The organism is Enterococcus sp. DIV1083b (assembly GCF_051713705.1).
GTDB classification, from domain to species: Bacteria; Bacillota; Bacilli; order Lactobacillales; family Enterococcaceae; genus Enterococcus_D; species Enterococcus_D casseliflavus.
In genome coordinates this window covers 1,273,466-1,299,352 of record NZ_JBIOQJ010000001.1, presented here as the reverse complement: position 1 = coordinate 1,299,352, position 25,887 = coordinate 1,273,466, and the positions used below count along the sequence as shown (strand labels likewise).

The 25,887-nt window shown below is 43.0% G+C and carries 21 protein-coding genes; 8 read left to right on the top strand and 13 right to left on the bottom strand.

What is annotated here, in order from left to right:
- Together IGI69_RS05930 and IGI69_RS05925 are read right to left on the bottom strand one after the other, a co-directional pair.
- Positions 1-1,050, bottom strand: a complete 1,050-nt coding sequence (locus IGI69_RS05930) for a DUF916 and DUF3324 domain-containing protein (protein ID WP_438740042.1) — start codon at positions 1,048-1,050, stop codon at positions 1-3.
- A 16-nt stretch (positions 1,051-1,066) separates the two neighbouring features.
- Positions 1,067-1,735: a WxL domain-containing protein gene (locus tag IGI69_RS05925; protein WP_086294982.1), complete on the bottom strand. Its 669-nt coding sequence runs from the start codon at positions 1,733-1,735 to the stop codon at positions 1,067-1,069.
- A gap of 92 nt (positions 1,736-1,827) precedes the next feature.
- On the opposite strand from IGI69_RS05925, the gene IGI69_RS05920 reads away from it, so the two are divergent.
- A complete protein-coding gene (locus IGI69_RS05920; protein ID WP_438740039.1) occupies positions 1,828-3,333 on the top strand; it encodes a helix-turn-helix domain-containing protein in 1,506 nt (501 codons plus the stop codon).
- Positions 3,334-3,415: 82 nt separating this feature from the next.
- On the opposite strand, the gene IGI69_RS05915 is transcribed toward IGI69_RS05920, so the two are convergent.
- The 7 genes from IGI69_RS05915 to IGI69_RS05885 all read right to left on the bottom strand — a co-directional run bounded on the left by IGI69_RS05915 (position 3,416) and on the right by IGI69_RS05885 (position 13,073).
- A complete protein-coding gene (locus tag IGI69_RS05915) occupies positions 3,416-4,303 on the bottom strand; it encodes an SDR family oxidoreductase (RefSeq protein ID WP_086338394.1) in 888 nt (295 codons plus the stop codon).
- A gap of 246 nt (positions 4,304-4,549) precedes the next feature.
- Positions 4,550-6,250 (bottom strand): DUF4091 domain-containing protein, encoded by a 1,701-nt coding sequence (locus IGI69_RS05910; protein ID WP_438740037.1) that lies wholly within the window; start codon positions 6,248-6,250, stop codon positions 4,550-4,552.
- A 2-nt stretch (positions 6,251-6,252) separates the two neighbouring features.
- A complete protein-coding gene (locus IGI69_RS05905; protein WP_438740035.1) occupies positions 6,253-7,224 on the bottom strand; it encodes an alpha/beta hydrolase in 972 nt (323 codons plus the stop codon).
- 3 nt (positions 7,225-7,227) lie between these two features.
- On the bottom strand, positions 7,228-8,592 hold the full coding sequence (locus IGI69_RS05900) for a glycoside hydrolase family 1 protein (protein ID WP_438740033.1): 1,365 nt from the start codon (positions 8,590-8,592) through the stop codon (positions 7,228-7,230).
- Positions 8,585-9,490 (bottom strand): ROK family protein, encoded by a 906-nt coding sequence (locus IGI69_RS05895; protein WP_218213079.1) that lies wholly within the window; start codon positions 9,488-9,490, stop codon positions 8,585-8,587. Before IGI69_RS05895 ends, IGI69_RS05900 begins: the two co-directional genes overlap by 8 nt.
- A 9-nt stretch (positions 9,491-9,499) precedes the next feature.
- Positions 9,500-10,852 carry a PTS sugar transporter subunit IIC gene (locus IGI69_RS05890; RefSeq protein ID WP_438740031.1) on the bottom strand — a complete coding sequence of 451 codons (1,353 nt, stop codon included), beginning with the start codon at positions 10,850-10,852 and terminating at the stop codon, positions 9,500-9,502.
- Positions 10,853-10,871: 19 nt separating this feature from the next.
- Complete coding sequence (locus IGI69_RS05885; protein WP_438740028.1) at positions 10,872-13,073, bottom strand: glycoside hydrolase family 3 N-terminal domain-containing protein; 2,202 nt, start codon at positions 13,071-13,073, stop codon at positions 10,872-10,874.
- A gap of 159 nt (positions 13,074-13,232) precedes the next feature.
- Between IGI69_RS05885 and IGI69_RS05880 the strand changes: the two genes are divergently transcribed.
- The 3 genes from IGI69_RS05880 (at position 13,233) to IGI69_RS05870 (ending at position 15,318) form a co-directional block, all read left to right on the top strand.
- Positions 13,233-14,408, top strand: a complete 1,176-nt coding sequence (locus tag IGI69_RS05880; protein ID WP_270266561.1) for a helix-turn-helix domain-containing protein — start codon at positions 13,233-13,235, stop codon at positions 14,406-14,408.
- Positions 14,409-14,514: 106 nt separating this feature from the next.
- A complete protein-coding gene (locus IGI69_RS05875) occupies positions 14,515-14,772 on the top strand; it encodes a hypothetical protein (RefSeq protein ID WP_005225681.1) in 258 nt (85 codons plus the stop codon).
- Positions 14,773-15,132: 360 nt separating this feature from the next.
- Positions 15,133-15,318 carry a hypothetical protein gene (locus tag IGI69_RS05870; protein WP_438740025.1) on the top strand — a complete coding sequence of 62 codons (186 nt, stop codon included), beginning with the start codon at positions 15,133-15,135 and terminating at the stop codon, positions 15,316-15,318.
- Between the two features lie 49 nt (positions 15,319-15,367).
- Here the strand turns inward: IGI69_RS05870 and IGI69_RS05865 are convergent, their stop codons facing one another.
- From IGI69_RS05865 to IGI69_RS05855, 3 genes are all read right to left on the bottom strand, one after another.
- Complete coding sequence (locus IGI69_RS05865; protein WP_015509445.1) at positions 15,368-16,837, bottom strand: glycoside hydrolase family 1 protein; 1,470 nt, start codon at positions 16,835-16,837, stop codon at positions 15,368-15,370.
- Positions 16,838-16,928: 91 nt separating this feature from the next.
- Entirely contained in the window at positions 16,929-18,830 is a 1,902-nt protein-coding gene (locus tag IGI69_RS05860) for a beta-glucoside-specific PTS transporter subunit IIABC (protein WP_438740023.1), read from the bottom strand.
- A gap of 170 nt (positions 18,831-19,000) precedes the next feature.
- The gene (locus IGI69_RS05855; protein WP_005225677.1) at positions 19,001-19,843 is read right to left on the bottom strand and encodes a PRD domain-containing protein; all 843 of its coding nucleotides are present in this window, start codon (positions 19,841-19,843) and stop codon (positions 19,001-19,003) included.
- Between the two features lie 1,061 nt (positions 19,844-20,904).
- Between IGI69_RS05855 and IGI69_RS05850 the strand changes: the two genes are divergently transcribed.
- Both IGI69_RS05850 and IGI69_RS05845 read left to right on the top strand, forming a co-directional pair.
- Positions 20,905-21,768 carry a helix-turn-helix domain-containing protein gene (locus tag IGI69_RS05850; RefSeq protein ID WP_438740021.1) on the top strand — a complete coding sequence of 288 codons (864 nt, stop codon included), beginning with the start codon at positions 20,905-20,907 and terminating at the stop codon, positions 21,766-21,768.
- A 79-nt stretch (positions 21,769-21,847) separates the two neighbouring features.
- A complete protein-coding gene (locus IGI69_RS05845) occupies positions 21,848-22,030 on the top strand; it encodes a hypothetical protein (RefSeq protein ID WP_438740019.1) in 183 nt (60 codons plus the stop codon).
- Here the strand turns inward: IGI69_RS05845 and IGI69_RS05840 are convergent.
- Complete coding sequence (locus IGI69_RS05840) at positions 22,027-23,820, bottom strand: oligopeptide ABC transporter substrate-binding protein (protein ID WP_438740017.1); 1,794 nt, start codon at positions 23,818-23,820, stop codon at positions 22,027-22,029. The two genes, IGI69_RS05845 and IGI69_RS05840, sit on opposite strands and share 4 nt — an antisense overlap.
- Positions 23,821-24,197: 377 nt before the next feature.
- Between IGI69_RS05840 and IGI69_RS05835 the strand changes: the two genes are divergently transcribed.
- Both IGI69_RS05835 and IGI69_RS05830 read left to right on the top strand, forming a co-directional pair.
- Entirely contained in the window at positions 24,198-25,499 is a 1,302-nt protein-coding gene (locus IGI69_RS05835; RefSeq protein WP_128487511.1) for a DUF1576 domain-containing protein, read from the top strand.
- Positions 25,496-25,846: a hypothetical protein gene (locus tag IGI69_RS05830; RefSeq protein ID WP_010747917.1), complete on the top strand. Its 351-nt coding sequence runs from the start codon at positions 25,496-25,498 to the stop codon at positions 25,844-25,846. The genes IGI69_RS05835 and IGI69_RS05830 overlap by 4 nt, the downstream gene beginning before the upstream one ends.
- Positions 25,847-25,887 lie beyond the last annotated feature (41 nt).

Sequence of the window (25,887 nt, the reverse complement as noted above, 5' to 3'; positions counted from 1 at the left end):
TCATTCTGATTCTTCTTGCATTGCCGGTGCATCATCTGCTTCTGCTTTTTTGCGTCGCTTGTACAAAAAGAACAAAAGAAGCAAGACAAGCAGGAAGAGTAGTATCCCTAAAGCATAGAACCAGTACTGTTTTTGAAGATACGCTGCACCTAATGTTGTCTGACGGTTGATAAGGTTGGCTTGCTTGCGATCAACCACCACCGAATCCTCAAACACCCACGTTCCTTTAGGCGCATTCAACTCGATCCGTAACAGATAGGTCCCCGGTTCGAGAATGTTCTGATCACAGGTACTAAACAGCTCCAAAACCGAATTTGGAGCTATTTGAAAATTCTCTGCAGAAAAACCACCAACTTTGTTGCCACTGTCTTGCTCACGTATGATCGTTTTCACAGATATTTTGCCAAATGCTGTGGGCTGACTATTGCGGATACTGCTTTTGAGAGCAGCAGAACCATTTCTTTCCGCCGCCTCAGAATTAATCAAAGACAATTGGGGATCAGGCATGGTTGCCACATTCTGACGCAAGCGGACCCCTTGCTGAATTTTATAGTTGGCTTGCAGATTTGTTTGCTGGCTTTCAGTTGTCTCTGACGGTTCTTCTTCAAAGGCAAACACACCAAGTATTTCTCCTGCAAATTCTTTTCCTTTCATTGAAAGGGTAAAATGAACCTGATAGCTTTCTCCAGGGGCAAGTTGGATCGTCTGCCTTGGATTTTCAATCAATTCACTAAAAGAGATTCCTTGATTCTCTTCGGCGGTCTGTTCTGCTTGGTACGCAATAATCCCAGTAGAGGCCGTATAACTATTTAGTGCGGATGCTTTAATGGTCAACGGGTCTGGACTTGTATTATGAAGGGCAACGGTCAAGTTCTGTTCGGTCTCATGATTTACCAGTAAGTCGAAATAAGTGACGTCACTGACTTGATTTTGGGGAAGTTCAGGTGTTACAGTGAACCGTGTGGTCTGTGCATGACCGGTGACTTTCGTAACGCAACACAAACTGATAAAGAAACTAATGAGTACGAAGCACTTGATTTGTTTTTTCATTGTCGCCCTTTCTTTCCTACTCTGCTTGATACGTGTTCGCTAATGTCCAAGTGATCGTGCCGCTATAAGTGCCGCTGTTCACATTTTGCTTCGGTACGGTTAATGAAGCATTGGAAAAGTTAAAGTCATTGGTTGCTAAGCCAGTTGTGCCATTAGCAGAAGCAATCAGCGTTGGGTCTGTTGCCCCTACTATCAATTCGGTGCCCGAGACTAGCGCTGCATCGCCAGAAGCCGTTGTACCATTTAAAGTGACTTTGGCATTTGCCAGCTCGTTATCGCTCGCATTCGTCATTTTCGATAATTGCGCCGTCAACTGCCAGCCAGCTTGATTCGGCCCCCGGTAATCCGTGATCGAAGTCACTTCATTCGACGTTGTTTGAATCACTTGTTCATCAGTAGCGATCTCTTGGATACTGCTTGTACCGAAGTTAAAATTAGTCACCTGATCCAGTGACAAGATTCCTTGTTCGATCGTTAGTGTTGCTTGACTCGTCATTGAAGCCGTTGGATTCGCTTCTGCTGCAGCTGCCGCAGTCGGCGCCATTCCTAAACCCATTCCGACCAAACCTAACATTACTGCCTTTTTGTTCATTTTCATCTCTTCCTTCACTTTTTTTAATGAGAAACCGAGGTTAATCGAAAAAAACAGCCTTGAAAAATAATAAATTAATTGGCGTTTTTTCATTCTATTCTCATCTATCATAAGTATAATCCATCATGGTTATCATACGGTTCACAGATTTAGCGTAAAAAAAACGCCAAAAAGGAGAATCCCTTATGTATCGAGAATTCATTTCTCCCGCAGAAGAAAAGAAATTAGAGATTTTCAAAGTTGTCTGTAATTCCAATGGCGTGACATTGGTCCAACTGTCAGAAGTTTTGAACATCCCACAAAAAAGTCTGCAAAAATATATTTATTTTTTAAATGAAGATTTGCAGCTGCTTTCCCCTCACCTGCTTCTATCAAAAAATCATTACAATCAGTATTTTGTTGATCGAGCAGAGGATGATGAACCTTTCTATGCAAAATTGATGTATCATTATTTGCTCAACTCCACACAATACACCTTGATTCACTACTTGATTGGGCGCCCGCAAATGACCTTGACGCAATTATGTTTGGATTTGCATGTCAGCCAATCGCATATGTATCGGTTGATCAAGAAAATCAACCAACTATTGGAAAAATTTCAAATCCAAATTCGAACAGACCTGAATAACCGCATCGTTCTTGCTGGAAAAGAGCTTGATATCCGTATTTTCACCTACAGTTTCTTGACCCAAAGTGCGCCTGCTGATTTGTGGCTATTGCCGAGCGTTTCCCATAAAAATGTCGAAGAGTTTACAGCGTTCTTTGCTGTTTCTCACTTTGATCCGTTGACGAAAAATAAACTCGCTGCATTTTGGCAAGCAGTGGTCAGCCGAACGATCCAGAAAAAATATTTGCCAGCGATCCCTGAAAAATACATGGGATTGATGAATTTCTATTGTTTTTTACCAGAGGAAATCCTCGAATCGCTTTTTTTGAGTGCCGATTATGCCTCAGAAAAGACGCTTCAGTCAGAATATCTTTACTTAAATTTCTTTTTGCATGTGTTTTTGCCAGGGGTAATTCCCCAAGCGAAGAATCAAGCGATCATCCAAGAAATCAAACATTCTGATACCGATCTTGTGCGCTTTTTCACTGCAATGATCAAAGATTGGCACGATACCTTTGCTCCAAGTCAGGAAGTCGCCGAATTTGAAAAATTATTAAGCAGCTGTCTGCTGGTCTTCAATCTTTCGATCATTATCGGCATCGATCTTCTGGAAGTGTGGCAGCTCGAACACCAACTGTTGACCGAAAACACTCCTTCGAAAGACAAAACCTATGAAGCAATCTGCACACTTTTACTGACCCATGTTGCAAGGTATCCATTTGCTGACTTGGATAAAGAGTATTTTGAACAGACACAGTTGCCTTATCTTGCGCATCTCTTGTATTTGGAAACACAGATGAATACGCCCCCGACCGTGTCGGTCTATATTCAAACGACGATCCAATACCGCACGAAGCAAATGATCGAGACAAGGATCCATTCGATTTATTCCAAAGCTTCAGTGACTTTTATTAACCAGATGGAAGCAGCCGATCTATTGATCACCGATAGTTATGAAGAAGTGATTTTTTCCGAAAAATTAGTCTTACTGTCTAACCTGCAAGCCGAACAAGAGTGGGCAGCCGTTTTTGCAAAGATCAATCAACTGATGATGTCCAAGATGTTTGCCAAACAAGGAAAGTAAGCTACCGATTCCATTTTCATCCCAAAAAAAAGCCCGAGCATCTTTGCTCGAGCTTTTTTCCTACAAATTTATTCAGGGATTGTTAAGCGAAGAAGCTACCACCCGTTACACTGTACACTTGACCAGTTACATAGCTTGCTTCATCAGAGGCTAGGAAAACGTAGACTGGTGCTAATTCGACTGGTTGTCCAGCACGTTTCATCAATTCTTTTTGACCAAATTCTGGGATCGCAGATTGTGGTTGTCCACCAGAAATTTGAAGTGGCGTCCAGATTGGACCAGGCGCAACGGTATTGACCCGAATGCCTTTTTCACTTAATTGCGCAGCTAGCCCTTTACTAAAGGAAGTAATGGCACCTTTCGTGGCTGCATAGTCTAAAAGATGGGCGCTTGGTTCCGCACTTTGGATCGAAGTGGTCGTGATGATGCTTCCACCAGCTGGTAAGTAATCCAATGCTTCTTGGACTGTCCAATACATCGAGATGATATTCGTTGTAAAGGTGTCTTGAATTTGTTGCGTAGTCAACTCTTTGATGTCCTTCACTGCTTGTTGCATCCCAGCATTTAGAACCAACGTATCTAACCCGCCTAATTCTTTGGCTGCTTCATGAACCAATTGACGAGCGAAGGTTTCATCTTTCAAGTCTCCTGGGATCAAGACGGCTTTGCGTCCAGCTTTTTCAATGACTGCTTTGACTTCTTGCGCGTCTTCTTCTTCAAAAGGAAGATAGTTGATTGCAACATCGGCGCCTTCTTTGGCAAAAGCGATCGCTGCTGCTCGACCAATACCAGAATCACCACCGGTCACTAATGCTTTGCGTCCAGCTAATTTGTCTGAACCTGAGTAGCTTTCTTCCCCGCAATCAGGTACTGGCTGCATCTTTCCTTGAATCGCCGGTGCTTCTTGCACCTGTTTTTCAAATGTGCCATCATAATACTTCGTTAACGGATTGTTGATTTTTTCTGACATGCTCGTTTCCTCCTTGATTATTTCTACTTCTTATTTGTCATCGTTTGTTATGACCTTACTTAAAAGTGTAAAGGAAGATGGAGGGAATGAGAAACGAAACGCTCACCAGAAAAAAAGCATCCGTAAGAAAACAGATGCTTAGTAAAACGAAAATGCTGCATGACTCAGTAGTGAGAACGCCGCCAGGCATCTCATCATTTTGCTGGGAAATCGTAGTGAAGTTTCTGTGTGCAGTGGTTGATTTTGCTACTTTTCTAGCAGTTCGAGCAGTGCCCGACGAAAGGCCTCCATCTCCTTTGCGGTCTGTAGAAAAACATCGGGATGACTGTGGTGGCTGTCGATCATCCAGCGTTTGGTGTCTGTAACTTTAAGAAAATCTGCTACTAAGGCGTCCGTTTGCTTCGGTTGAGCAGCGTGGGCTGTCTTCAAAAGATAAAAATCTTCAATTCCCCGTTGGAGTTGCTTATATCTTAGAGACAACAATATATGTCCGTGATTCCCAGGATAGACGAAACAAAGATCACCGATCGGTAGTGAGCTCGTGTTGTATCGAATATCGGTCCGAGCCTGTTCTGGCCAGCAATTGTATGCCCAACGCAGAAAGCCGTCTGTTTTGAACTGATACGATAAGATTCCTTGCATTCGCGTTTCTAACAAGGGACTATGCAAAAAGGTATTCGGTTTGTCGGGATAATTGCAGACATAGTATTGCATCTTCCCTGGATGGCTTTTTATCAGTGATTCGTAATGGTTGCAAGTACAGTAATAGGAAGTCACAGGATGATCGATCACTGGCAGCAGCTCAAACAATACGTCTTCTTTATCAAAAGCAGCTTTGATCTGGATCGACGGATCAATTTCTTTTAAGACCGCTAACGAGGATCGGAAACTGTCGATTTGCTGTTTCTTCGGTTCATCAGAAACGATGCGAACCTTCTCCCATAGATTCTTCCCTTTAAAATAATCAAATATTTGGCGTAGATACTCCTGCAAATCAGCTTTTTGATTGAGAAAGCCAAAGGTGCCTTTTCCCTCATCGTAAAAGCGAATCACCAATTTTTCTGGATGGTCCAAGTTGACCAGCGGGAAAAATGGCGGTTCCCAGACCCCTAATAAACCAAACACATCAATTTCTTCTTTGATGCCCGCAGCAAAAAAACAATCAAGGTAACGTGTCAGCACAGAAAAATCGCAGGACAGTTCTCCGTCTGGCGTCTTTTTGACCTTGACCATCGAATACTCATATAAATTGGCGGGATAATCTTTGACGATGTAATTGAACCAGCCCTTCCATGGAATCTCTCCGGCGATCACTGTGATCGCTTTTTGTCCGATCGCAGCGAGACTCTCAGCCATTTCCTTGATCAAGTCAAAGTGGGCATCGCTCCATAACGGAACGTCAAAGGTGCGAGCCAAATTGCTGGGCTGCTGCCACATATTTAAGTGGAACGTCTCTAAATAGTCTTTTGGAAAAGTAAAGCCATCCACTTCAATCGTTAGGTTCTTTTCTAACAAGCACTCCTCATGGCTAGTCAAGTGTGCCCGATAGACCTTGATTTTCACGGGATATGCTTGTGGTTTGATCGTCTCATCGATCTGCCACTCTAAATAAAGAGGCGCAAAGCGATCGCCAGGATAGGTTTTGGCAGTTCGTTCAAGCAATTTATCGGCGTACGCCAATTCCTGCTGACCGACATAATAATCGACGAATTGCGCTTTGACCGGCAATTCGCTAAAAATCTCAACACGTATCATGGGAATCTCGATTTCATCGGGGATCGAAAACTCGTCGCCAATAATATAATGATTGCGATTGCCATCGTGCAGCAGCAGCTGACAAGCAGCAGTACTGTTACGAACAGCTGATAACTGTTCAATCGCTTGTGGTTCTTGGGTGATCAATTCTGTTGAAGCCTTATAGCTTTCATGGACCAGGATTGCTTTCATTTTTACTCTTCCTTTCTAGGATCAATCAGCTGCGATACAAGCTTTTGATAAGAAACATTTTCAAACGCTTCTGGCATGATTGTTAGTAGTTGCTGCAAGCTGATGTTTTTTACGATTTTTAAGCGGCTTTTGTCTGCCCATGATGGAAAAGCCTGCAACAGCAAGCGTCTGTTTTCCCCTGATTCAAGCAACGCTCGAATTGGCCACTGCCCTAAATCAGGAAACAAAGCTGGCTGGGCAACTTTATCTGCCCAGTTCAACTCTAGCCATTCGACGCATTCATCAAACCAACGGGCAAAGCGTGGATCGACCATTTCTTTGCGATTACCGAAGCGTTCGGTCGCCAAAGAAAGACCGTGACGTCCTTTTTGGAAAATATGACTTTCAAAAGGGACCTCATGCTCTTCTAGGGCTTGTAAGTAGGCCAGCGAGTTTTCGATAGGAACAACATTGTCTTCATAGGTTGAAAACAAAAAGGTGGGCGGCGTATCTTTTGTGACACATTTCTCTAATGAAGGGGCATCGATCTTCATCACAGCAGCAAATGAGGACAAAATCGCTGGATAGCCTAACAGACATAAGCTCGGTTTCATTGGGGAGAGTGTCGATAGCGCCGCCGCTAGATGACCGCCGGCAGAAAAGCCGATCACAGCGATTTTTTCGCTATCGATTCCCCATTCACTGGTTAGTTCTTGGATTTTGGCAATCGCTTTTTCGGCATCTTCTAAAGAATGGCTGAAACTGCGATGTGTTCCTACATGATAGCGTAAGACCCCGGCGTGAAAGCCTTGGGCAGCAAAATTTAAAGCGATCGGCTCGGCTTCCCGCTCACTGCAAAAGGAGTAGCCGCCGCCAGGAATCACCAAGACAAAGGGACGATCACCCACCCGTTCATACTCGGCTTTTTCCTCATGCAGATACACTGTCAGACCGGCTTGCGCTTCTGGATCAAATAGATATTCCTGAATAAACACCGCTTACTCTCCTAACCCATTTTTATCGATGACGTTTTGATACCAATAAAAACTATCTTTCTTGTATCGCGCCAAGTCCAACAGCTGCTCGTCCGTACGATTGACATAGATAAACCCGTACCGTTTAGCGATGCCTTCGTGAGTACTGACTAGATCAATGGCACTCCACGGGCAATAGCCGATCACATCGACGCCGTCTTCGATCGCCAATGCCAGCTGCTTTATGTGCTGCTGCAAGTAGTCGATGCGATAATCATCGTGGATTTTACCATCAGTTGTCAAAACATCCTTGGCACCGATGCCGTTTTCCGTGATCAAGAGCGGTAGACGATAACGGGAATAGATTTCGTTCAACGTAAAGCGAAAGCCCTCTGGATCGATCGGCCAGCCGAATTCAGTCATTGGCAAATGGGTGTTTTCTACTGTTTGGAAAAAGCCAGGAATCCCGAAACCAGACTGTTGATCGAGTTTTGTCTCTTTTTGAAAATAGCTGCTGACGGTCATCGTATTATAATAATTCAATGCGATGTAATCACAGGTTCCAGCTGCCAAAATCTTTCGATCTGCTTCAGTGACTGTCGGTGCTGCACCAATCGTCTCTAACAAATGCCATGCGTTATGGTTGTATGTGCCGAAAACAGCCGCATCTAGGAATAACCAATTTCTCAGCGCACTCATAGAAAGAGCTGCCAGCTGATCAGCTGGTTTTTCAGAAGCTGGATAGACACTGGCGATATTCGGTGCTGGGCCAATCTTGCCGCTAAAATTACCTGCATGAAACTGTTGGGTCACCAATGCTTGGGCCACTAGCATATGGTGATTTTCTTGAAATTTTTCTTTCATGGATTTTTGACTCGTCCCAATGACCGAACCAGCAAGTGCCATCACATTTTGCTCGTTGATGGTTTGCCATAGCGGGACTTGATGACCAAAGTTTTCGAACAGTACTTGGCAGTAATCAGCAAATGCTTGGATCGTCTCTCGGTTTTCCCACCCACCTTGCTTCGCGATCGCAACAGGCAGATCAAAATGGAAAACGGTGACGATCGGTTGAATCTCGTTTTCTAGTAGCAGATCGATCAGTTTTTGATAAAACGCCAATCCTGCTGGGTTGACCTGACCATCGGGCATGACGCGGCTCCATGATATGGAAAAACGATAGGCTTTTAAGCCTAATTCTTTAAACAATTTCACATCTTCTTCATATCGATGATAGTGATCTGATGCTACTTTAAAATCAGTGGTCCCTTGCGGAATCTCTTTGATATCTTGCACTGAGGGACCTTTGCCGTCTTCTGCCCATGCGCCCTCTACTTGATAAGCACTAGTGGATGCTCCCCACAAAAATGCTTCCGGAAATTTACTCATCCCACGGTTCCTCCTTGGCTGCGCCGATCAAATTGGCGTCCGCTTGAAAATAAGCGGCTTGGATCGCAACTGGCTGCAGCGTTTTCTCAATGATTGGTGCGGTTTTAAAAATAGCTTGATAGCTGCTAGCTATGGCTTCGATCAAGCGTGGTTGACGGCTGATTCCGCCACCGATAACGATTTTCTCCAGAGCTAAAAGACACTGAAGATCGAAACACAAGACAGCGATTTCTTTGGTATAAGTTAAAAATAAAGCCTCTGCCTCCGGATCAGCAGTTTTCGTAAGGGTATCAAAGACCAAAGGACCATCAGGCGCAACAGCCATACTAGTAGCCAAACGCTCAATCAATCCGACAGCCGAAAGACCGATCCCCACAAAAGAGTCCGCGCCTCTCATTTGTCGGTCACGAATCATAAAACTGACTTCACCAGCTTGTCCATGATGCCCGCGATAGAGTGTTCCATTGAGACAAAGGCCGACCCCTACGCCAGTTCCTAAAATGATCGCCGCACCATTTTGGATCCCTTGCAGATTGCCAGCTTTCATTTCCCCTAGTGCGGCGGCTTTTGCGTCGTTTTCGACACTAACCTCTGTCACCATGCCATCGCTTAACTGGCAGATCAATTCTGGCAAATTTACCCCATCAAGGTATGGCAAGGCACCACCAAAGAAGACCGTCCCTGTTTCATTAACTGAACCAGGGACTGCGATCGCCACTTTAGTGAAAGAAACTTGACGGGCATAGCTTTGCAATAGCCCTTTGATAGCTTCTTTAAAGGGTTCCAAAGCTGTAGGAGTTAAAATGGTCTGCCGTTTGCTGACCTCGTTGTGTTCGACCCATCCCGTTTTGATGTGCGTCCCACCGATATCAATTCCTAAATAAACCAAATGTGCCACTTCCTTTGTTTACGCTTGAATTTCTTCCACGACTTTTTCTGTCATTTTTGCTGCTTCACTCGCTTGCTTTTTTTCAGCAGCCAGTTCTAATTCGTACTCTTTTTTATCCGCAATTTTTAGGAACGGATACCACATCACAATACCGATCAGCATACAGATGATCATTAAAATCGTGTAGTTAAGCCCTCCTGAAAATGGCATTTTGATAAAAGTCGGTGTCGTCCATGGCAATAGACTCATGGTTGGATTCAAGCTGATTGGGAGGATCGTAGTCGCCAATCCCCAGGTCACAAAGCCAGCGATCAATTGTGTGAAGACTTGCGGAATAAAGAACAACGGATTCAAAATAATCGGCATCCCAAACATGATTGGCTCTGTGATATTAAAGATCGACGGGATAAACGACAATTTTCCTAATTGTTTCATTTTTGCCGATTTGCTGCGGATCATAAAGAAGGTCACAAAGCCCATGAAGCCAGCAGCATACATACCCATATAAATCACTGAAGGAATCAGATAAGGCAGTTCTTGTCCTTGTTGGTAAGCGGCAATATTCGAAACGACCATGGTCATACTAATCGCGCCGAGCGGTCCTTGTAAAACTGCATTATGAATTCCGAAAAACCATAAAACGGCTAATAATTCCATAATGATGATGATCGATAGCGGACTGGCAACTAAGGAGTTCAACGGCGCATTGATCACATCGATAAAGAATTGGAAAATCGAACTAGATGAAGTAAACCCAAATAAGACACGTAAGACAAAGACGACTGCAAAAATGATCGTGACAACAAACACTGGTGCTAAGGACTGGGTCACCATTGGGGGAACACTGTCTGGCAGTTTGATCATAATATTTTTTCTCGACAAGAAAGCATAAAAGCGAGTGACCAACAAAGCGGTCAGCATGCCGATAAACAGTCCTTGCCCGCCTAAGAAATCAAGCTTCAAGGCACCAATCGTTTGTTCCACTGCTTGGCCATCTTGCATGACAGTTGTTGCGACGGTTTGGGGCATCAACATAATGAAACTAGCTAAAGAAATAATCGCCGAGTTGCGTTCGTTGCTTCCTAACTGTTTTGCGTAAGAATACGCCAAACTGTATACGACATACAAGGCAAAAACGCCAGTTGCTCCGTTGGTGATCGCTTCAACATGTTGGAAGATGCCAATTTTCGTCAAATAGTCCGTCCAACCGGGAATCGGAAAATTTCCAATAATCGTGATAAACGCAATTCCTAAAGTGATGGGACTTGTTCGAATAAAGCCTTCCATCAAAGCGGCCAACACTTTGTTTTGTTGTAATTTTTGTGACATTGGTAATAGTTTGCTACTTAAAAATGCTTCTAATTTTTCCATTCTTTCTCACTCCTTTAGTTTAGATCGTTACACTAAGCATCGTTTCTTTTTGATCGATCCGTATTAGGAATCGATAAGTACCTTTGGTAAAATGTTTGGTTCCTTGATTGTCATAGAAAACAAGTTCTGACAACGGCAGTGAAAATCTTCGCTCTTTTTCTTCCTGGGGCGCGAATGAGATGAGGTCACTCGCGATTAATTGGCGACTTGGACGTACCACTGCCGCTGGGCGCTGCATGAGATAAAGTTGAATGACGGTTTCTGCAGCTGTTGCTGATTGGTTTTTCACTCGATAAGCCAATTGGATCGTCTCGCTAGATACTTCACTACCAAGCCATTCTCCAGTAAACGTACTGTAACTAAGACCTGTTCCGAACGCGAATAAGGGTTCATTTGATTCATCGCGGTATTTTGACAAAAAGCGATCAGAATGCTCACTATCTGTCAGAGGTCTGCCCGTTGGCATCTGGGCACTGTATAGTGGGATCTGTCCTTCACTACGAGGAAAGGTCATCGCCAATTTTGCCGTCGGAGAAGCCTGCCCACTCAACAGATTGGCAATCCCGATCCCGCCCATTGTTCCTGGATACCAAACGAGCAACAGACTATCAAATAATGCTTCCACTTGTGTTAAGACTAACGGTCTGCCAGTGTAAAGCACGCCAATCAAAGACTTGCCAGTTTTTTTCAACGCTTGGATCAAACGCATTTGTTTCATTGGCAGCTGCAAATGAGCTTTTGATGCCCCTTCGCCGCTTTCCAAAAATTGTTCCCCAAAAGTCAAGACGATGACCTCTGCAGCCTCAGCCGCTTTGACGGCTTCTAAAAGCAGCTGGTCTTCTGGTTCGATCGGTCCATTCAGCTGTTCGATTCCGACTTTTAAAGGACCAAATTGCTCATACGAATCGAATAAATTGTATCCACGAGCAAAGATCAGGTTTTCAGGTGCGAAGTGCTTCAGCAAACCAGTTTTTAAAGGAATCGTATCTTGTGGCTTGCCGCTAACTGACGCCCAAAAGCCTAATGTCAACCGGCTTTCTCCATAAGGACCGATCACAGCGACGGTTTGGTCTTTTTTCAAAGGTAAGCTGCCCTCATTTTTTAAAAGCACGCAGCTTTTTTCCACTAACTTAACGGCTAGCTCTTTGGCTTCCTCCGACAAAACCTCTCCAGTCTGTTGCGTTTTCAACCCTCGATAGGGTTCCTCAAACAAACCTAATTGATTTTTTAATACGAGAATTCGCCAGACTGCTTCATCCAACAAAGCTGCTAATTTGGGTTGTTTGATCAGTTCTGGCAAGTGCGTCGCATAGACCGATGTCATCATATCAAAATCAACGCCCGCTTCCAAACCTTTCTGAGCGGCCTCCCGTTCATCTTTGGCAAAGCCATGAGGGACCAATTCTTTGATGGCCGCATGATCGGAGACCAATACCCCATCAAAACCGAATCGTTCGCGCAAAATCTCTCGGTTCAGCCAGCGGCTACCCGTTGCAGGTTCACCATTCAATAGGTTGAAGGCCGTCATCACTAGCAGTGCTTGCGCTTCGATCGCCGCTTGATAGGGTTGCAAATATTCATTGAATAAGCGCTGATTCGACATATCGACCGTATTGTATTCTCTGCCTGCTTCGGGTGCACCGTAACCAGCAAAATGTTTGATGCAAGCAGCAACGTGATTGTCTGCCACTCCTTGATCAAGATTACCTTGGTAACCGGTCACGACGCTTTTAGCAAAACGTTTGGCAGTATAAACATCTTCTCCTGGCGACTCCATCACCCGCCCCCAGCGAGGATCGCGAACAAGATCCAGCATGGGTGAAAAGATCACATGAAGGCCATTTTGGTAACATTCTTTGGCGGTCATCTCAGCGGCTTGCTCGATCAGGTCAAAATCATAAGAACCTGCTTGCGCAAGGGGGATCGGAAAAATCGTCCGAAACCCGTAGATGACATCAGACATAAACAGCATGGGAATCTTAAGTCGGCTGTGTGCCAACGTTTCCCTTTGTAACTGAATCAATTTTTGATGATCATTGACATTATAGATTGAACCAATCTCATGAATCTTCAACGATTTGGGAAGTCCAAGATCTTGCATCGGTCCCGTAGACATCACCTCATTTTCAATGACTAAACTGCCATTCAATTGAATCGTCTGAGCGATTTTTTCTTCTGGCGTCAATTGCTGAAACAATTCTTTCAATTTATTACTATCCATGTTTGCTCCTTCCTGTAACCGTTTTATTTATCTGAATTATAGAAAGAATCCTTCCTTAGATATACTAAGAAACTAGTGTTTATAATAAAATATTTATTGAATGCGAAAAAATTTACGTTATACTAAAAGAAAAAACAATGTTTGGATTTGAGGTGTCTCATGAACAAAACAACGCTTACGACCGCCATGGATCTGCTGTATCGCAAATATTTGATCCCGATGATCCTCTTGGATCAAGAAGGGACTCCCTTGTATCCCCCTCTCACCTTAACAGCCCAGAATCCTCTGAAACACTATTTGGAAGAAACGAACGGCCCAGTTGCGAATCTCTATCATTACGGCAAATATATGCTTGGTTGTTTTGCATTTCAGTTAGCTGGAAAAACCTGTTATATGGTCATCGGACCCTGTGGTGTGATTGGTACACCAGATACGTCTTACCTATTTCTTGAACACGAATACCACTACAATGTGCACTACTCAAAAGAAGACAAATACTCCTTTGAAGAGTACATCCAACTGCTTTATACGCTGTTTGCGGAGCAACCTCTTGCAAAAGACCAAATTCACTGGCATTACCAAAACGAGCCTCACGACCGATCCATGCAAACAGATCTTAGTCTGGAAACCAATCTTTACGAACGTCGGGTGCATGAAGCCACCTTTGATTCCTACCATTTTGAATTGCGTTATCTCGACTACATCAAACGTAATGAGCCTGAAAAAGTGGTTTGGGTGTTCAACAAAATGAAAGAGACCTACAGCGTTTCGCTCTCTCCTTATGAGCTTGAAGGGTTGAAACTAAAATTTTCGGCCTTTGTCGCTGTCGTGACCCGCATGAGCATTGATGAAGGAGTACCAGTCAACCAAGCATTCGGCTTATCTGACTCCTTGATCCAAGGTCTGGTTTATATTCATTCTGCTGAGGAATGTCTTCGCTATATCAAAGAAGCCACCTACCGCTTCATGGAGCTTTTACATAGCTACCCGCTAGCGAAAAAATCACTGCTAGTCAAAACGATCGTGAATCATGTTGATAGCCATCTCTACGAAAAAGTGACCATTGATGACCTCGCTGCCATCACTCAAAAACACAAGACCCATCTGTGCAATCAATTCAAAAAAGAAATGAACAAAACGATCCACAGTTACATTCAGGAACGAAAAATCAGTGAAGCCAAGCATTTATTGTTGTTCACAGATTATTCCTACGAAAAAATCAGCACCCAATTAGCCTTTGCCAATCAGAGCCATTTTATTCGCAATTTCAAAGCAGTCACGGGGCAAACACCAAAAGAATTTAAAGAGCAGCATTACGCCCATGCCTTAAGTTGAAAACACAGTTTACGAAAAAATGCTCAGAAACAATGGTTATTATTTTTAATAACAAGCGTTGTAAGCTATCCTTTTACTCAAATCAATACGAATGAGGAGAGATAAAATGATCCAACTTGCTCGCTTGATCTTTTGGGTACCAGTCATCTTTTTTTCGTTAGGTTTGGTCTTCCTAACCAAACGACTGCCGCGTTTCACATGGGTTTCTCTAACGATCACTGTTTCTTTGATCATCTTTGTTTGTAAAATCTTAGAATACTCCTATGTCATGCCAGATATGAAACTAACCGTTTATTTTATGGGTTTCTTGATTTCTGCTAGTCTGCTTGGGTATATTTTTTATTTGCGTAGTAGAAAACGTTGACTGCAGCTGCGCCTGACTCGCGCCAAAACGCCCTCTTAATGCCTTTTGACTACAACAAAGACGATCTATACCTATGAAGTAGCTCCTTTCATCCCCTTCGTAAGGATTACGGCTCATGATCCCCTTTCGAGGGGATTTTTTTATTGTTCATCCTCACTCATTCTTATTCAATCTGCTTTGATGAAAAAATCACTTTTCGCCGATCAATGCGTGCCAAGCCTTTCTCTCTGATTCCTTTCGTTGTGACACTTGCGATCCCAAAGAACACATTGTCTTCCTAAACAATTAAATATATAATAAAATTGTAAATTACCACATCATAACAAAGAATCATCAAATCTCTTGAAAGGAGCGTTTCCTATGAACTGGCTGACCTTTGTCGTCCAACCACTGACCCTGTTGTTTTTTCTTACAGTATTCTCTCTTGTCTATTTGATACCCGAATCCTTTGTGCCTAAATTAAAAATGAAAAAATTGGCGTTGACTGTTTCATTGATCTTTCTAGTATGGCAGCTGCTAACCCCCTTTCTCTTCTTTTTTTACTGAGCACATCAAAAAAGCGGCTCTCACAAAAGAGAGCCGCTTTGGTTTATTTTTAATCCTGTAACAAACTACCGCCATTGGTGGCAATGACTTCTTTGTACCAGTAGAAACTATCTTTGCGAGAACGGTCAAAGCTGCCGTTTCCTTCATCATCCGCGTCTACATAGACAAAGCCATAGCGTTTCGACATTTCTGATGTGGAAGCCGAAACTAAGTCGGTACAACCCCAAGGCGTATAGCCCATCAATTCCACACCATCTTCGATCGCTTCATACATTTGCTCGATATGCGCCTTCAAATAATCGATGCGATAGCTGTCATGGATTGAACCATCTTCTTCCACCGTATCCAAGGCACCTAAGCCGTTTTCAACGATAAACAACGGTACTTGGTAGCGGTCGTACAAGTTATTCAAAGTCACACGCAAGCCGATTGGATCGATTTGCCACCCCCAGTCAGAGGCTTCCAAGTAAGGGTTTGATTCGCCTAAAGAAAAATTGCCAGCAGTTGCTTCGCCGCCTTCTTCAGGATTGTGGCGGGCAATAGAACTCATGTAGTAAGAAAAGGACATGAAGTCGACAGGGTATTGCGCAAGAATGTCTAAATCGCCATCTTCGAAGGTCACTTCGATGCCGTTTTCTTTAAAGAAGCGCTTCGTATATGCAGGATACTTCCCACGAACTTGGACATCAGAGAAGAAGAGATTCTCGTGGTCACGCTTGATTTCTTCCATCACATCTGCTGGATTTGGTGTAGCTGGGTAAGCTTGCATTCGTGCCAACATCATCCCTACTTTGATGTCAGGATTGATTTCGTGGGCAAATTTTGTTGCTAAACTAGAAGCCACAAATTGATGATGCACAGCTTGATACATGTCAGAAAGGTTTTGTGTGCCGTCTTCGGATAACAAGGCACCACCAACATAGCCAGAGATCCCCATGATATTGATTTCATTGAAGGTCAACCAGTATTTGACTTTGTCTTTGTAGCGGGTCAACACGGTTTCTGCGTATTTGACAAACAAATCGATCACTTGGCGATTTTTCCAGCCACCATAGTTCAACGCGATCCCAATAGGTGTTTCGTAGTGAGAGAGGGTCACTAAGGGTTCGATCCCGTATTTCGCACACTCATCAAACACATTGTCATAAAATTGCAAGCCTTCTTCATTTGGCTGAGCATCGTCACCATTTGGAAAAATTCTTGACCAAGCGATGGACAGACGGAAGGTTTTGAAGCCCATCTCTGCGTACAAGGCGATATCTTCTTTGTAGCGATGGTAAAAATCTGACCCCCAACGTTTTGGATACAAGCCTTCTTTGTCATTTAAGGCAAACAAAACTTTTTCCCGTGTCATTGGTGCAGCAAATTCTGCCATGTTTTTGCGGTCTTCTGGTTTGACAGCGATCGCTGTATCGGATGTGGCTGGGCCACGTCCGCCTTCGTTCCATGCTCCTTCAAATTGGTTGGCTGCAGTGGCGCCGCCCCATAAAAAGCCTTTTGGAAATTGTTTTTCTGTCATGATTAGCCTACTTTCTTTTTCTTTAATAATCGACACAGCAGATCAGCAAGAAAGCATTCTTACTGATCCGACGACGTGCCGTTAAATGCATTTATTTTACGACTTCGATCAAATCGTCCTGCGCTGTTACTTCTTTTGACTGTGTCGTTTGGATGTCACTGTAGTCGTTAGAGTTCGTGACAATGACTGGTGTCAGTAAAGAATAGCCTTCCGCACGAATCGCCTCTGTATCAAAAGAAATCAATTTTTGACCAGCTTTGACTTTGTCTCCTTGGTTGATGTAGGCAGTAAAGTGATTGCCTTCAAGTTCTACCGTATTCATGCCGATGTGGATCAATAGTTCTGTTCCATCTTCTGTCACTAAACCGATGGCATGTTTTGTTGGAAACAAGATTTTGACTTCTGCATCTGCTGGCGCAGTGATTTCACCGATCGCTGGTTCAACGGCGATCCCTTTTCCCATAGCACCTGAAGAAAAGACTTTGTCTTCCACATCTGCTAAAGCAACCACTTGACCAGTTACTGGGCTTTTGACTGTTTCATCTTTGACGCTGGCAGAAACAGTTTTTGCTTCTGGCGCTGGCGCTACTGGTGTTGCTTGACCGTCGACTGGTGAATCAACAGTTGTATACAATGTTGGTACTTTCAACAACATCATGATGATAAATGACGCTACGATCGCAATCACTGTACCAATCGCCAAGTGGATCACACTATGGAAGCTGCCTGTTGCTGGATCGATATATGCAGGATACAAGAAGATCCCCATACCACCCATTGCATAACCAGTGACGTTAAAGATTGACAAGTAGATACCGACGAAACCTGAAACTAAACAAGAAACGATAAATGGTGTTTTCATTGGCAACGTGTACCCGTAGATCGCAGGTTCAGTCACACCGAAGATCGATGAGATCAATGCTGGCATTGCGCCTTGTTTGACTTTTGGTTCTTTCGTTTTCAACCAAATCGCTGCTAACACACCCGTTTGCGTGAAACATGGTAGCACTGCTGCGGTCAAAATAATCGAAGAGCCGTTTTGTGCCATATCCATGATCGCCAATGGTACAAGACCCCAGTGAAGACCAAACATAACTAATACTTGCCATAATGCCCCTAAAGCAAAGCCGTAAATTATTGGGCTGAAATCGTACACCGCTTGGAAAGCAACACCGATCCAGCTAGATGCTGTATTTGCGACTGGACCTACCACAAAGAAGGTCAACGGCACAGTGATCAAAATCGTTACAAACGGAACCACAAACATTTTGACTACATCAGGTGTAACTTTGCGCATAAACTGTTCAATTTTCGAAGCGACAAAAATCGCTAAAATGATTGGCAGTACGCTGTTAAAGTAGCCACCTGCTGGTAAGGTCAAGGTTAGACCGAAGACTTTGCTCGCTTCAGCCACACTTTCTGCTAAGCCAGGATAGACCATCGCCCCTGCGATCGCTAATGCTGTATAGGTGTTCATCTTGAATTTCTTCGCTGCAGTGACGGCTAAGATCATTGGTAAGTATTGGAACAAACCATCGCCTAGAGTATTCATTACTACATAGATACCATTGGTCGCTTCCATCCCAGTTGCTGCCAGCAACGCCGTGATCCCTTTTAAGATACCGGCTGCCGCTAATGGACCTAAGAACGGTTGGAACAGGCTTGAGATAACATCGATAAAGCGGTCAAACAAGCTGCCTTTTTGCCCGTCGCCTTCATCGATATCAAGACTGCCACCATCGGCTAATCCGCCGACTTTCAACACTTCATCATAAACATCTGGCACATGATTGCCGATAACGACTTGGTATTGTCCGCCTGCTTTGACGACGGTCACGACACCGTCACGTTTTTGCAAATAATCAGTGTCCGCTTTGCTTTCGTCTTTTAAGTGGAATCGTAAGCGAGTCACACAGTGTTTTACAGATGAGACATTTTCTTTGCCACCAACGTGGGCCAAAATGTCTTGCGCTAATTCAGTATATTTTGCCATTTTGATTGCTCCTTTTTTATTGGTCATTTAATAAAAATAAAAAGACCAGCCATTTCTACAATAAACAAGCATGAGAGATCCCCTAAAAAAAGAGTGACGGGTTTCCTCATCGAGTATTGTAAGAAAGTGCAGGTCTTGCCAGCCGAACTGTAACGAATCCATTTCCATTCTTAGGTTAATTTTGAGTGAGCGGCTAAGTTACCGATATGCAGAATCAAATACATCAATTCCATATCGTTGACATGCCAGCCCTTTTGTTCAAATAAGTATTCTTTGATCGAATCTGCGGTTTCTTTTTCTTTTGGATAGCTGCTGAAGGCCAAGGCAATCATTGGATTTGCCAATACTGGCTCTTCTTTTTCTTGACTTTGTCGAATTAAATAATAGCGAATGTGGGTCACGAACCGTTGGAAGTAGGAAGAATTCTCATCAAACTCGATGTTCATGCTGTACTTAACGATCCGTAAAATATTGTTCGTCAACTCGGTGTGCTCATAAGCACTTTGATTGGCGCTTTTTTCAATTTGCGCATTGACGAAATGCAAAGTGATAAACGCAGCTTCTTCTTGTGAAAAATCGGGATACAGCTCTTTGCGGATCAACTCGACCGCTTGGACACTGACCGCATATTCCTTGGCATAGATTTTCTTGATTTCCCAATGCATGGGATTGGTCAAAACAATTTCTTGCTTTTGACGACTGATGGCAAACAAGATATGATCCATCAGTGTGAAATAAACATTTGGATTGAAATCGGTTCCAACACTATCCCGAAAAAGACGCACGATTTCATAAATGACGGCCATTTGTTTTTCGTCCGCCTTCGTCATGACTTTCGACATATGTTCCACTGTCAAATCATCTTCTGGATAGTATTTTTTTTCGATTCGCTCAGCTGGAATCGGGTCACCCGGTTTCGTTTGAAAGCCGATCCCTTTTCCCATTAGGATCACTTCAACTTCATCTTCTTTTGAAAGTACAACATTGTTGTTGATCCTCTTGATAATCTTCACGAACGATCCTCCTTGATCAGCATAGCCCGTAAAAACGTTGCATCCTTTGACGTCTATGCAGAAGGTCTTGTATTTTTTTCTTTCTCTGACGTGCCGTTAAGTGACGAGGTGATTGACTGCTCCAGACAGTGCTGCAGGCTATCGTCAAACCTAGCTGGCAGTTCATTGCGTTTTACTTCTCCCCTCCTTTGCTGATCAATGACTGGACCTTACCTTGGAACCGGTTCTTTTTTTAGCGAATAGAAATAATGGAGCAAAAAAAGAAGACCAAAGCAAAAAAGTGTACAACCCAAGAAACTTTGGGTAATCAACGCACTTTTTTCCTCTGGTCTTGCCTGCCGAACAGTAACGAATCCAGTAATGAGAACACTCTCATGTTCCGTTGAGATAATAGTACTCATTCTGAGAAAAAATGTCAACACTTTTTTTGCAAACGTTTTTCTTTTTTCCTTTTCGGCTTTGTTTCACTCTTATTTGAAGTGGATTTTTTACTGATAGTGAGGGGTTTTTCTGTATAAACCCTCTGTGACAACTCTTGCAGATTTTATCCAACAGCACACAACAAAAAAACCGTAATCTTCGTACATTACGGTCATAGCTAGAAGGATGATGCTTTACAAAAAACGATCAATCACAAAGAATCAAAGAATTGGGGAAGGTCTGGTGCATGACAGACATTCAATGTGACTGACCGCTTTTAGCGATTCATGCGCTTCATGACTTCCACAAACGAAAAGGTGTCTTTGAGAGGGGGAAGCAATCAAATAACCTTTCGATTCTTCAAGATGTTGCTCGATCCTGCGATAAAAACCGCAGAGAGCGAGGAAATGCTGTTCCTATCATAAAGGAAACAGTCACAAGACTTATCATTGAAAGGTCAACGATAAGGTTTCGCAGAAAAGGCAGTACTAGTTTTTAAATGGGTTGATTTCCCAAGGGCCGAATGGTTCAAATTCCATGAAAAACTACCTCCTTTATTATTTGCTATACCTTATTATATTTGATAACATGTTATTAAAATCACATTGTTCAGAAATGCGTCACAATTAAGGAGGTCCCCCATGAAACAGCAAGGCTCTTTAATCAAAAAACTGCGTACAGATCGCAAAATCTCGCAAGCCAAGCTTGCCGAAGGTATTTCCTCACGTACTACCCTTTCTTCATTCGAAAATCGTAAAACAAACCTCTCTTCACAAACCCTTTTTGACTACTTAGACAAAATGAATATTACGGTTCATGAGTTCAGTCTGTTGATCGACAGCGAAGCCACGGATCAGAAACGTCAGCTGGTGCAAGATTTCTATACCCGATACTATGATCGAACACTGACTCTCGACTACTTGACTAGCCTGGAAAAACGCTACTTTGAGACACAAAATTTTTTTTATTATTCTTTGTATGTCCAAGGCTTGCTGCTGCTCAACCGTGAATCATTTCTGATGAATCGAGGAGCTTACACCCAAGAAGTTGAACTGGTAAAGCAATACTTGTTTGATATCGAAACCTGGGGGCGCTTTGAGTTGAACTTATTCTCAAATTTGTTATTTATTTTTGACCAAGAAACCATCAGTTATTACTTAGATCATGGGATCAAAAAAATCCTTCACTACGCCAATGATCCATTTTATGCAAATCTGTTAAGTGTCGTGATCTTAAACGGCTGTGCCTTTGCCAGCGAAAATAAAGATGCCTATCTACTAAACAAGTTTCTGCTTTTGTCTGAACCGCTACCCAATACACCCCTCTATTTTTATTTGAAAATCCATCAAGTGCTGTATCAGGAAATTTACTCGTATTTGCAATCCGCTCAGTTGAACAAAGAGATTCTAAAAAACACCTTAGTCGTTATTGAACAAGCCGGTTACCAGAACCATAAAAACGATCTCCAACAGTTGCTTGCTGCTGTTACCAATCGTGCGATTTAGCCGCTTATTAAATGGGCATTTATGTAATGTTATCTAACAAAAAAAGCTGATCTTCCAACGGAGCTCAGCTTTTTCGTCAATGTCACTCCAACCCGCCCACGAAACAGCCGCTCGAAATGAAGGGTTCAACATTCGACTTGCTTCTTCCGTCTACATGGACCAAGAAAAAAACCAGTTAGGTTTTAGACCTAACTGGTTTTGTTTGGCAAAAGCAACGAGCATGCTGCTGCCGATTCATTTGTGTAATTTACTAACCGATTAACGAGATTCTGAAGTCACACCGATGGTTGCCCATGGGTTATGATCGGCGTCAAATGCCCAGGTAAAGTTTGCGACACGATCAGAGATCGGTAAGATTTGATTCCGATACAACGTTGGGATCGCAAAAGCTTCTTCAATCGCATATTCTTGCCATGCATCAAAAGCAGCCTTCCGTGTTGCTTCATCAAAGGAATCGATTGAATCGATCGCAGCTAACAATTCAGTGTTTTCATCTGACTCAAAACGAGTGTAGTTAAATGCTGAATTTGGTCCCCATAAGCTGGTTGGTGATGGATCTGAACCAGTAGACCAAGCAGCTTGGAAGACATCGATATCTGGATCATCGTTTTTCAGCTTGTCGTAGAAGGCTTGGAAATCGATCAAACGACCTGTTGAATATTGAACATCTAAACCGATTTCTTGCCATTGTTGAACATAGTAATCCGCCAATGGTTGGGCAACTTCCCCACCAGACATTGACGCAAAGTTGATGGTCAATTTGTTGCCATCTGGATCTTCTCGGAAGCCATCGCCATCAACATCGATAAAGCCAGCGTCATCTAGAAGTTGGTTTGCTTTCTCCATATCTAAGTGGTATCCTTCGGCATCGCTATTGTGCAACGTACCATAAACAGGTGGGATCAATGTTGAAGCATTTGAACGCAAGCCGTGGTAGAAACGCTCACCGATTGCATCATTGTCGATGGCATAGCCCATTGCTTGACGCAATGCTTTGTTCGCCATTTTTGCATTTGGATCAAAATCAACACTGTTTGTTTCATCATTCCATGAACCTAAATTAAAGCCAAGATACGTGTAAGATTGTTCTGGACGACCTAACATTTGGTAGCCATCCATGTTTTGATACGTATCAAAGGTATCTGTTGGCATTTTTAAGACTAAATCGTATTGCTTCGCGTTTAACGCTTCATTGATTGAAGCCGAAGGGACGTTACGCATCACGATTTTTTCTAAGTTTGGTGTATCGCCATAGTAATGTTCATTCGGTACATATTCCACCGTTTCACCTGGTACGATATTACTCATTTTGTATGGACCAAAACCGATTGGATTGGTTCGAACGGGATCACTTGAAGGCATATCTGCCACTTCAATGCCTTCAAAGGCATGTTTCGCTAATGCAGAATGCCAGATCGCTCCACCGGATTGCTGCATACCTGGATGCATTTCTTTAAACTCGATTTCAACGACTTTATCGCTGACTGCTGTGATTCCTGAGATCGTATCGGCATCGCCGCTGTGGTATTCTTCCATACCAACGATATTCGTAAAATCATTGTTGTAACGAACGCCATCATAGTCTTGATGTCCGATGACTTCATAAGAGAAGATCACGTCTTCAGCCGTTACATCGACCCCGTCAGACCATTTCAAATCTTCACGCAAAGTGATCGTTGCTTTGTTGTTATCGACATCTAATTCTAAATCAGCTGGTCCACCATTCACAATTCGGAAATCTTCATCTTGTAGGAACAAATATTCATGGCTTGGTAACATGAAGTCACGGTCATAAGCATCTTGATAAAACTCCCATTGAAACAACCCTTGGAATTGCGTATCAGTTACTACCGCAACATCTAAGACGCCCCCATCGATCACTTCATCGTTATTTTTAACTGCAAGCTGCAAATCATTGATATCAAATCCAGCTGCCTCAGTTGATGATTCTTGTGTATCTGTCGAACCTGTTCCACCTCCGTTACTTTGTCCGCAAGCCCCTAAAACAAGCGCTGCCAATAAAGTAATCATGCCAAACTTCGTTTTCTTCATACTCTTCCTCCTTATTTAAATCCCTTCCTCGTGATTCAGTGATCACTCGATCTTCGAATAAAAAAACCAAGCAAACAGTTTTTTTTATCTTAAAATGGCTTTTTTATTAGAAAATCTGAACGAGATTAACTAAATTATAACAATTTTCGTAAAATTCTTTCTGTCAATAATTTCACCGATTGATGAAATTATTGAAAAAACGGCGATTCTCCTTGATACATCGCCGTTATTTTTATTCGCATTTTCTTAAATTTTTCTTTTTCTCCCTTTTTTGGTTCTCATTTACCTTGTTCTCCCGCTGCTTAAAACTGTCAAAAAATACTTTTTTGTCGCTAAAAGGTGTGATACTATGAAAAAAAGGAGCGTTCAATGAAACTATGGCAGATAAACGAGTTTTCTTACAAACAAAATCGAAACCCTTTGCACCTATCTCACAGCTCTTAACCCAGCGCTTGCTTTTGGCGTATAGCATCGTCTTGATCCTCATTGGCTTGGTTGCTTCCCCTCCTCAAGCTTTGTGGCAAGGCTCGCTGGCAATCTTAAATGCCCCCAGCAATTTGATTTCTGATTATTTTGCGATCGGCAATCTTGGAAGCGCCTTTTTAAACAGTGGCTTATTGACATTGATCAGTATCCTCCTTGCGAAAAAGCAAGGAACGATAATTAGTGGACCAATGATCGCTGCTTTTTTTACCATATCTGGCTTTTCTTTTTTTGGAAAAAACATCTTTAACTCGATTCCCATTCCACTTGGTGTCTATTTATACTCTTACATACAGCAACGCCCCGCTACACAATATTCACTGGTTGCCTTATTTGGCAGTGCCGCCTCGCCGGTCATCAGTTACTTAGCATTCGGTTTAGGGTTGCCTTTACCCGTCGGGATCGCTTTTGGTTATGGCATCGGTCTATTGATCGGTTTGGCGCTTCCTCCTCTAGCAGCTCAATTTTTACAATTCCACCAAGGTTTTTCTTTGTATAATATCGGGTTTGCTGCTGGCATCATCACTATGTTTTTCACGAGTTTTTTACGCCTGTTCGACTTAGAAGTCTATTCAAACAAACAGTTGACGACAGATTATCACTATTACCTGACTGGGTTCTTGCTCATTCTTTGTCTTGCTATGTTTCTTATCGGTTATCTTCTAAATCAGCGATCCCTCAAAGGCTTGCCTGAGCTTTTTCAAACGTCAGGGAAATTAATGACGGACTATGTCACGATTTTTTCCCTTGGGGTCACGATGATGAACATGGCGATGATGGGGATGTTGATGCTGTTCTTTGTCTTCTTCTTACAAGGCGAACTATCTGGTCCCCTTTTAGGCGCAATATTGACCGTGATAGGCTTCAGTGCATTCGGGAATCACTGGAGAAATAGTTTGCCTGTCATGATTGGGGTGGTTTTAGCAACCAAGGTCGGTTTGACCTCTGATGTATCGACCTTCAGTTTATTGCTGACAGCGATCTTCGGCACCAGTCTAGCCCCCATCAGTGGGTATTATGGTCCAGTTGCTGGCGTAATCGCTGGGGTGGTCCATGCAGCCTTGGTCACAAATATCACCTATTTACATGGAGGATTGAACTTATACAATAATGGCTTTTCCAGTGGATTTGTCGCGGCAGCAATGGTACCATTGTTAGATGAATACCAGCAAATCAGAAGGCGGAGAAGAAAATGATTGAAAAAGAACGGGCACGGCGAATCGTCGATGAAGTGGTCACCTACTTTTTGTCCCATGACTGTCAAAAGATAATAAGTGAGATGGCCTTTGAAGCAGAGGGGTTTAAAGCAGTTGTGCAAGGTCAATTTCCAGAGCAGCCCTCTGATTTAGAACATTTTATCGACATGCTCAACACACCAAGAGATAGCACGTTAGAAAATTATTATGTGGAGCTGTTAGGCGGTCATCAAACGATCCATGAAGAAAAAGATTACTATCTATTAGGATTAATGATCGACGAAGCATCCATCATGTACGAGGATGAGCAATTGATCGTTGAATTGTATCGCAAAAAATACAACTGAAAAGCCCTACGCAAAAAACGTTTCTAAGCGGTGACCTTCAC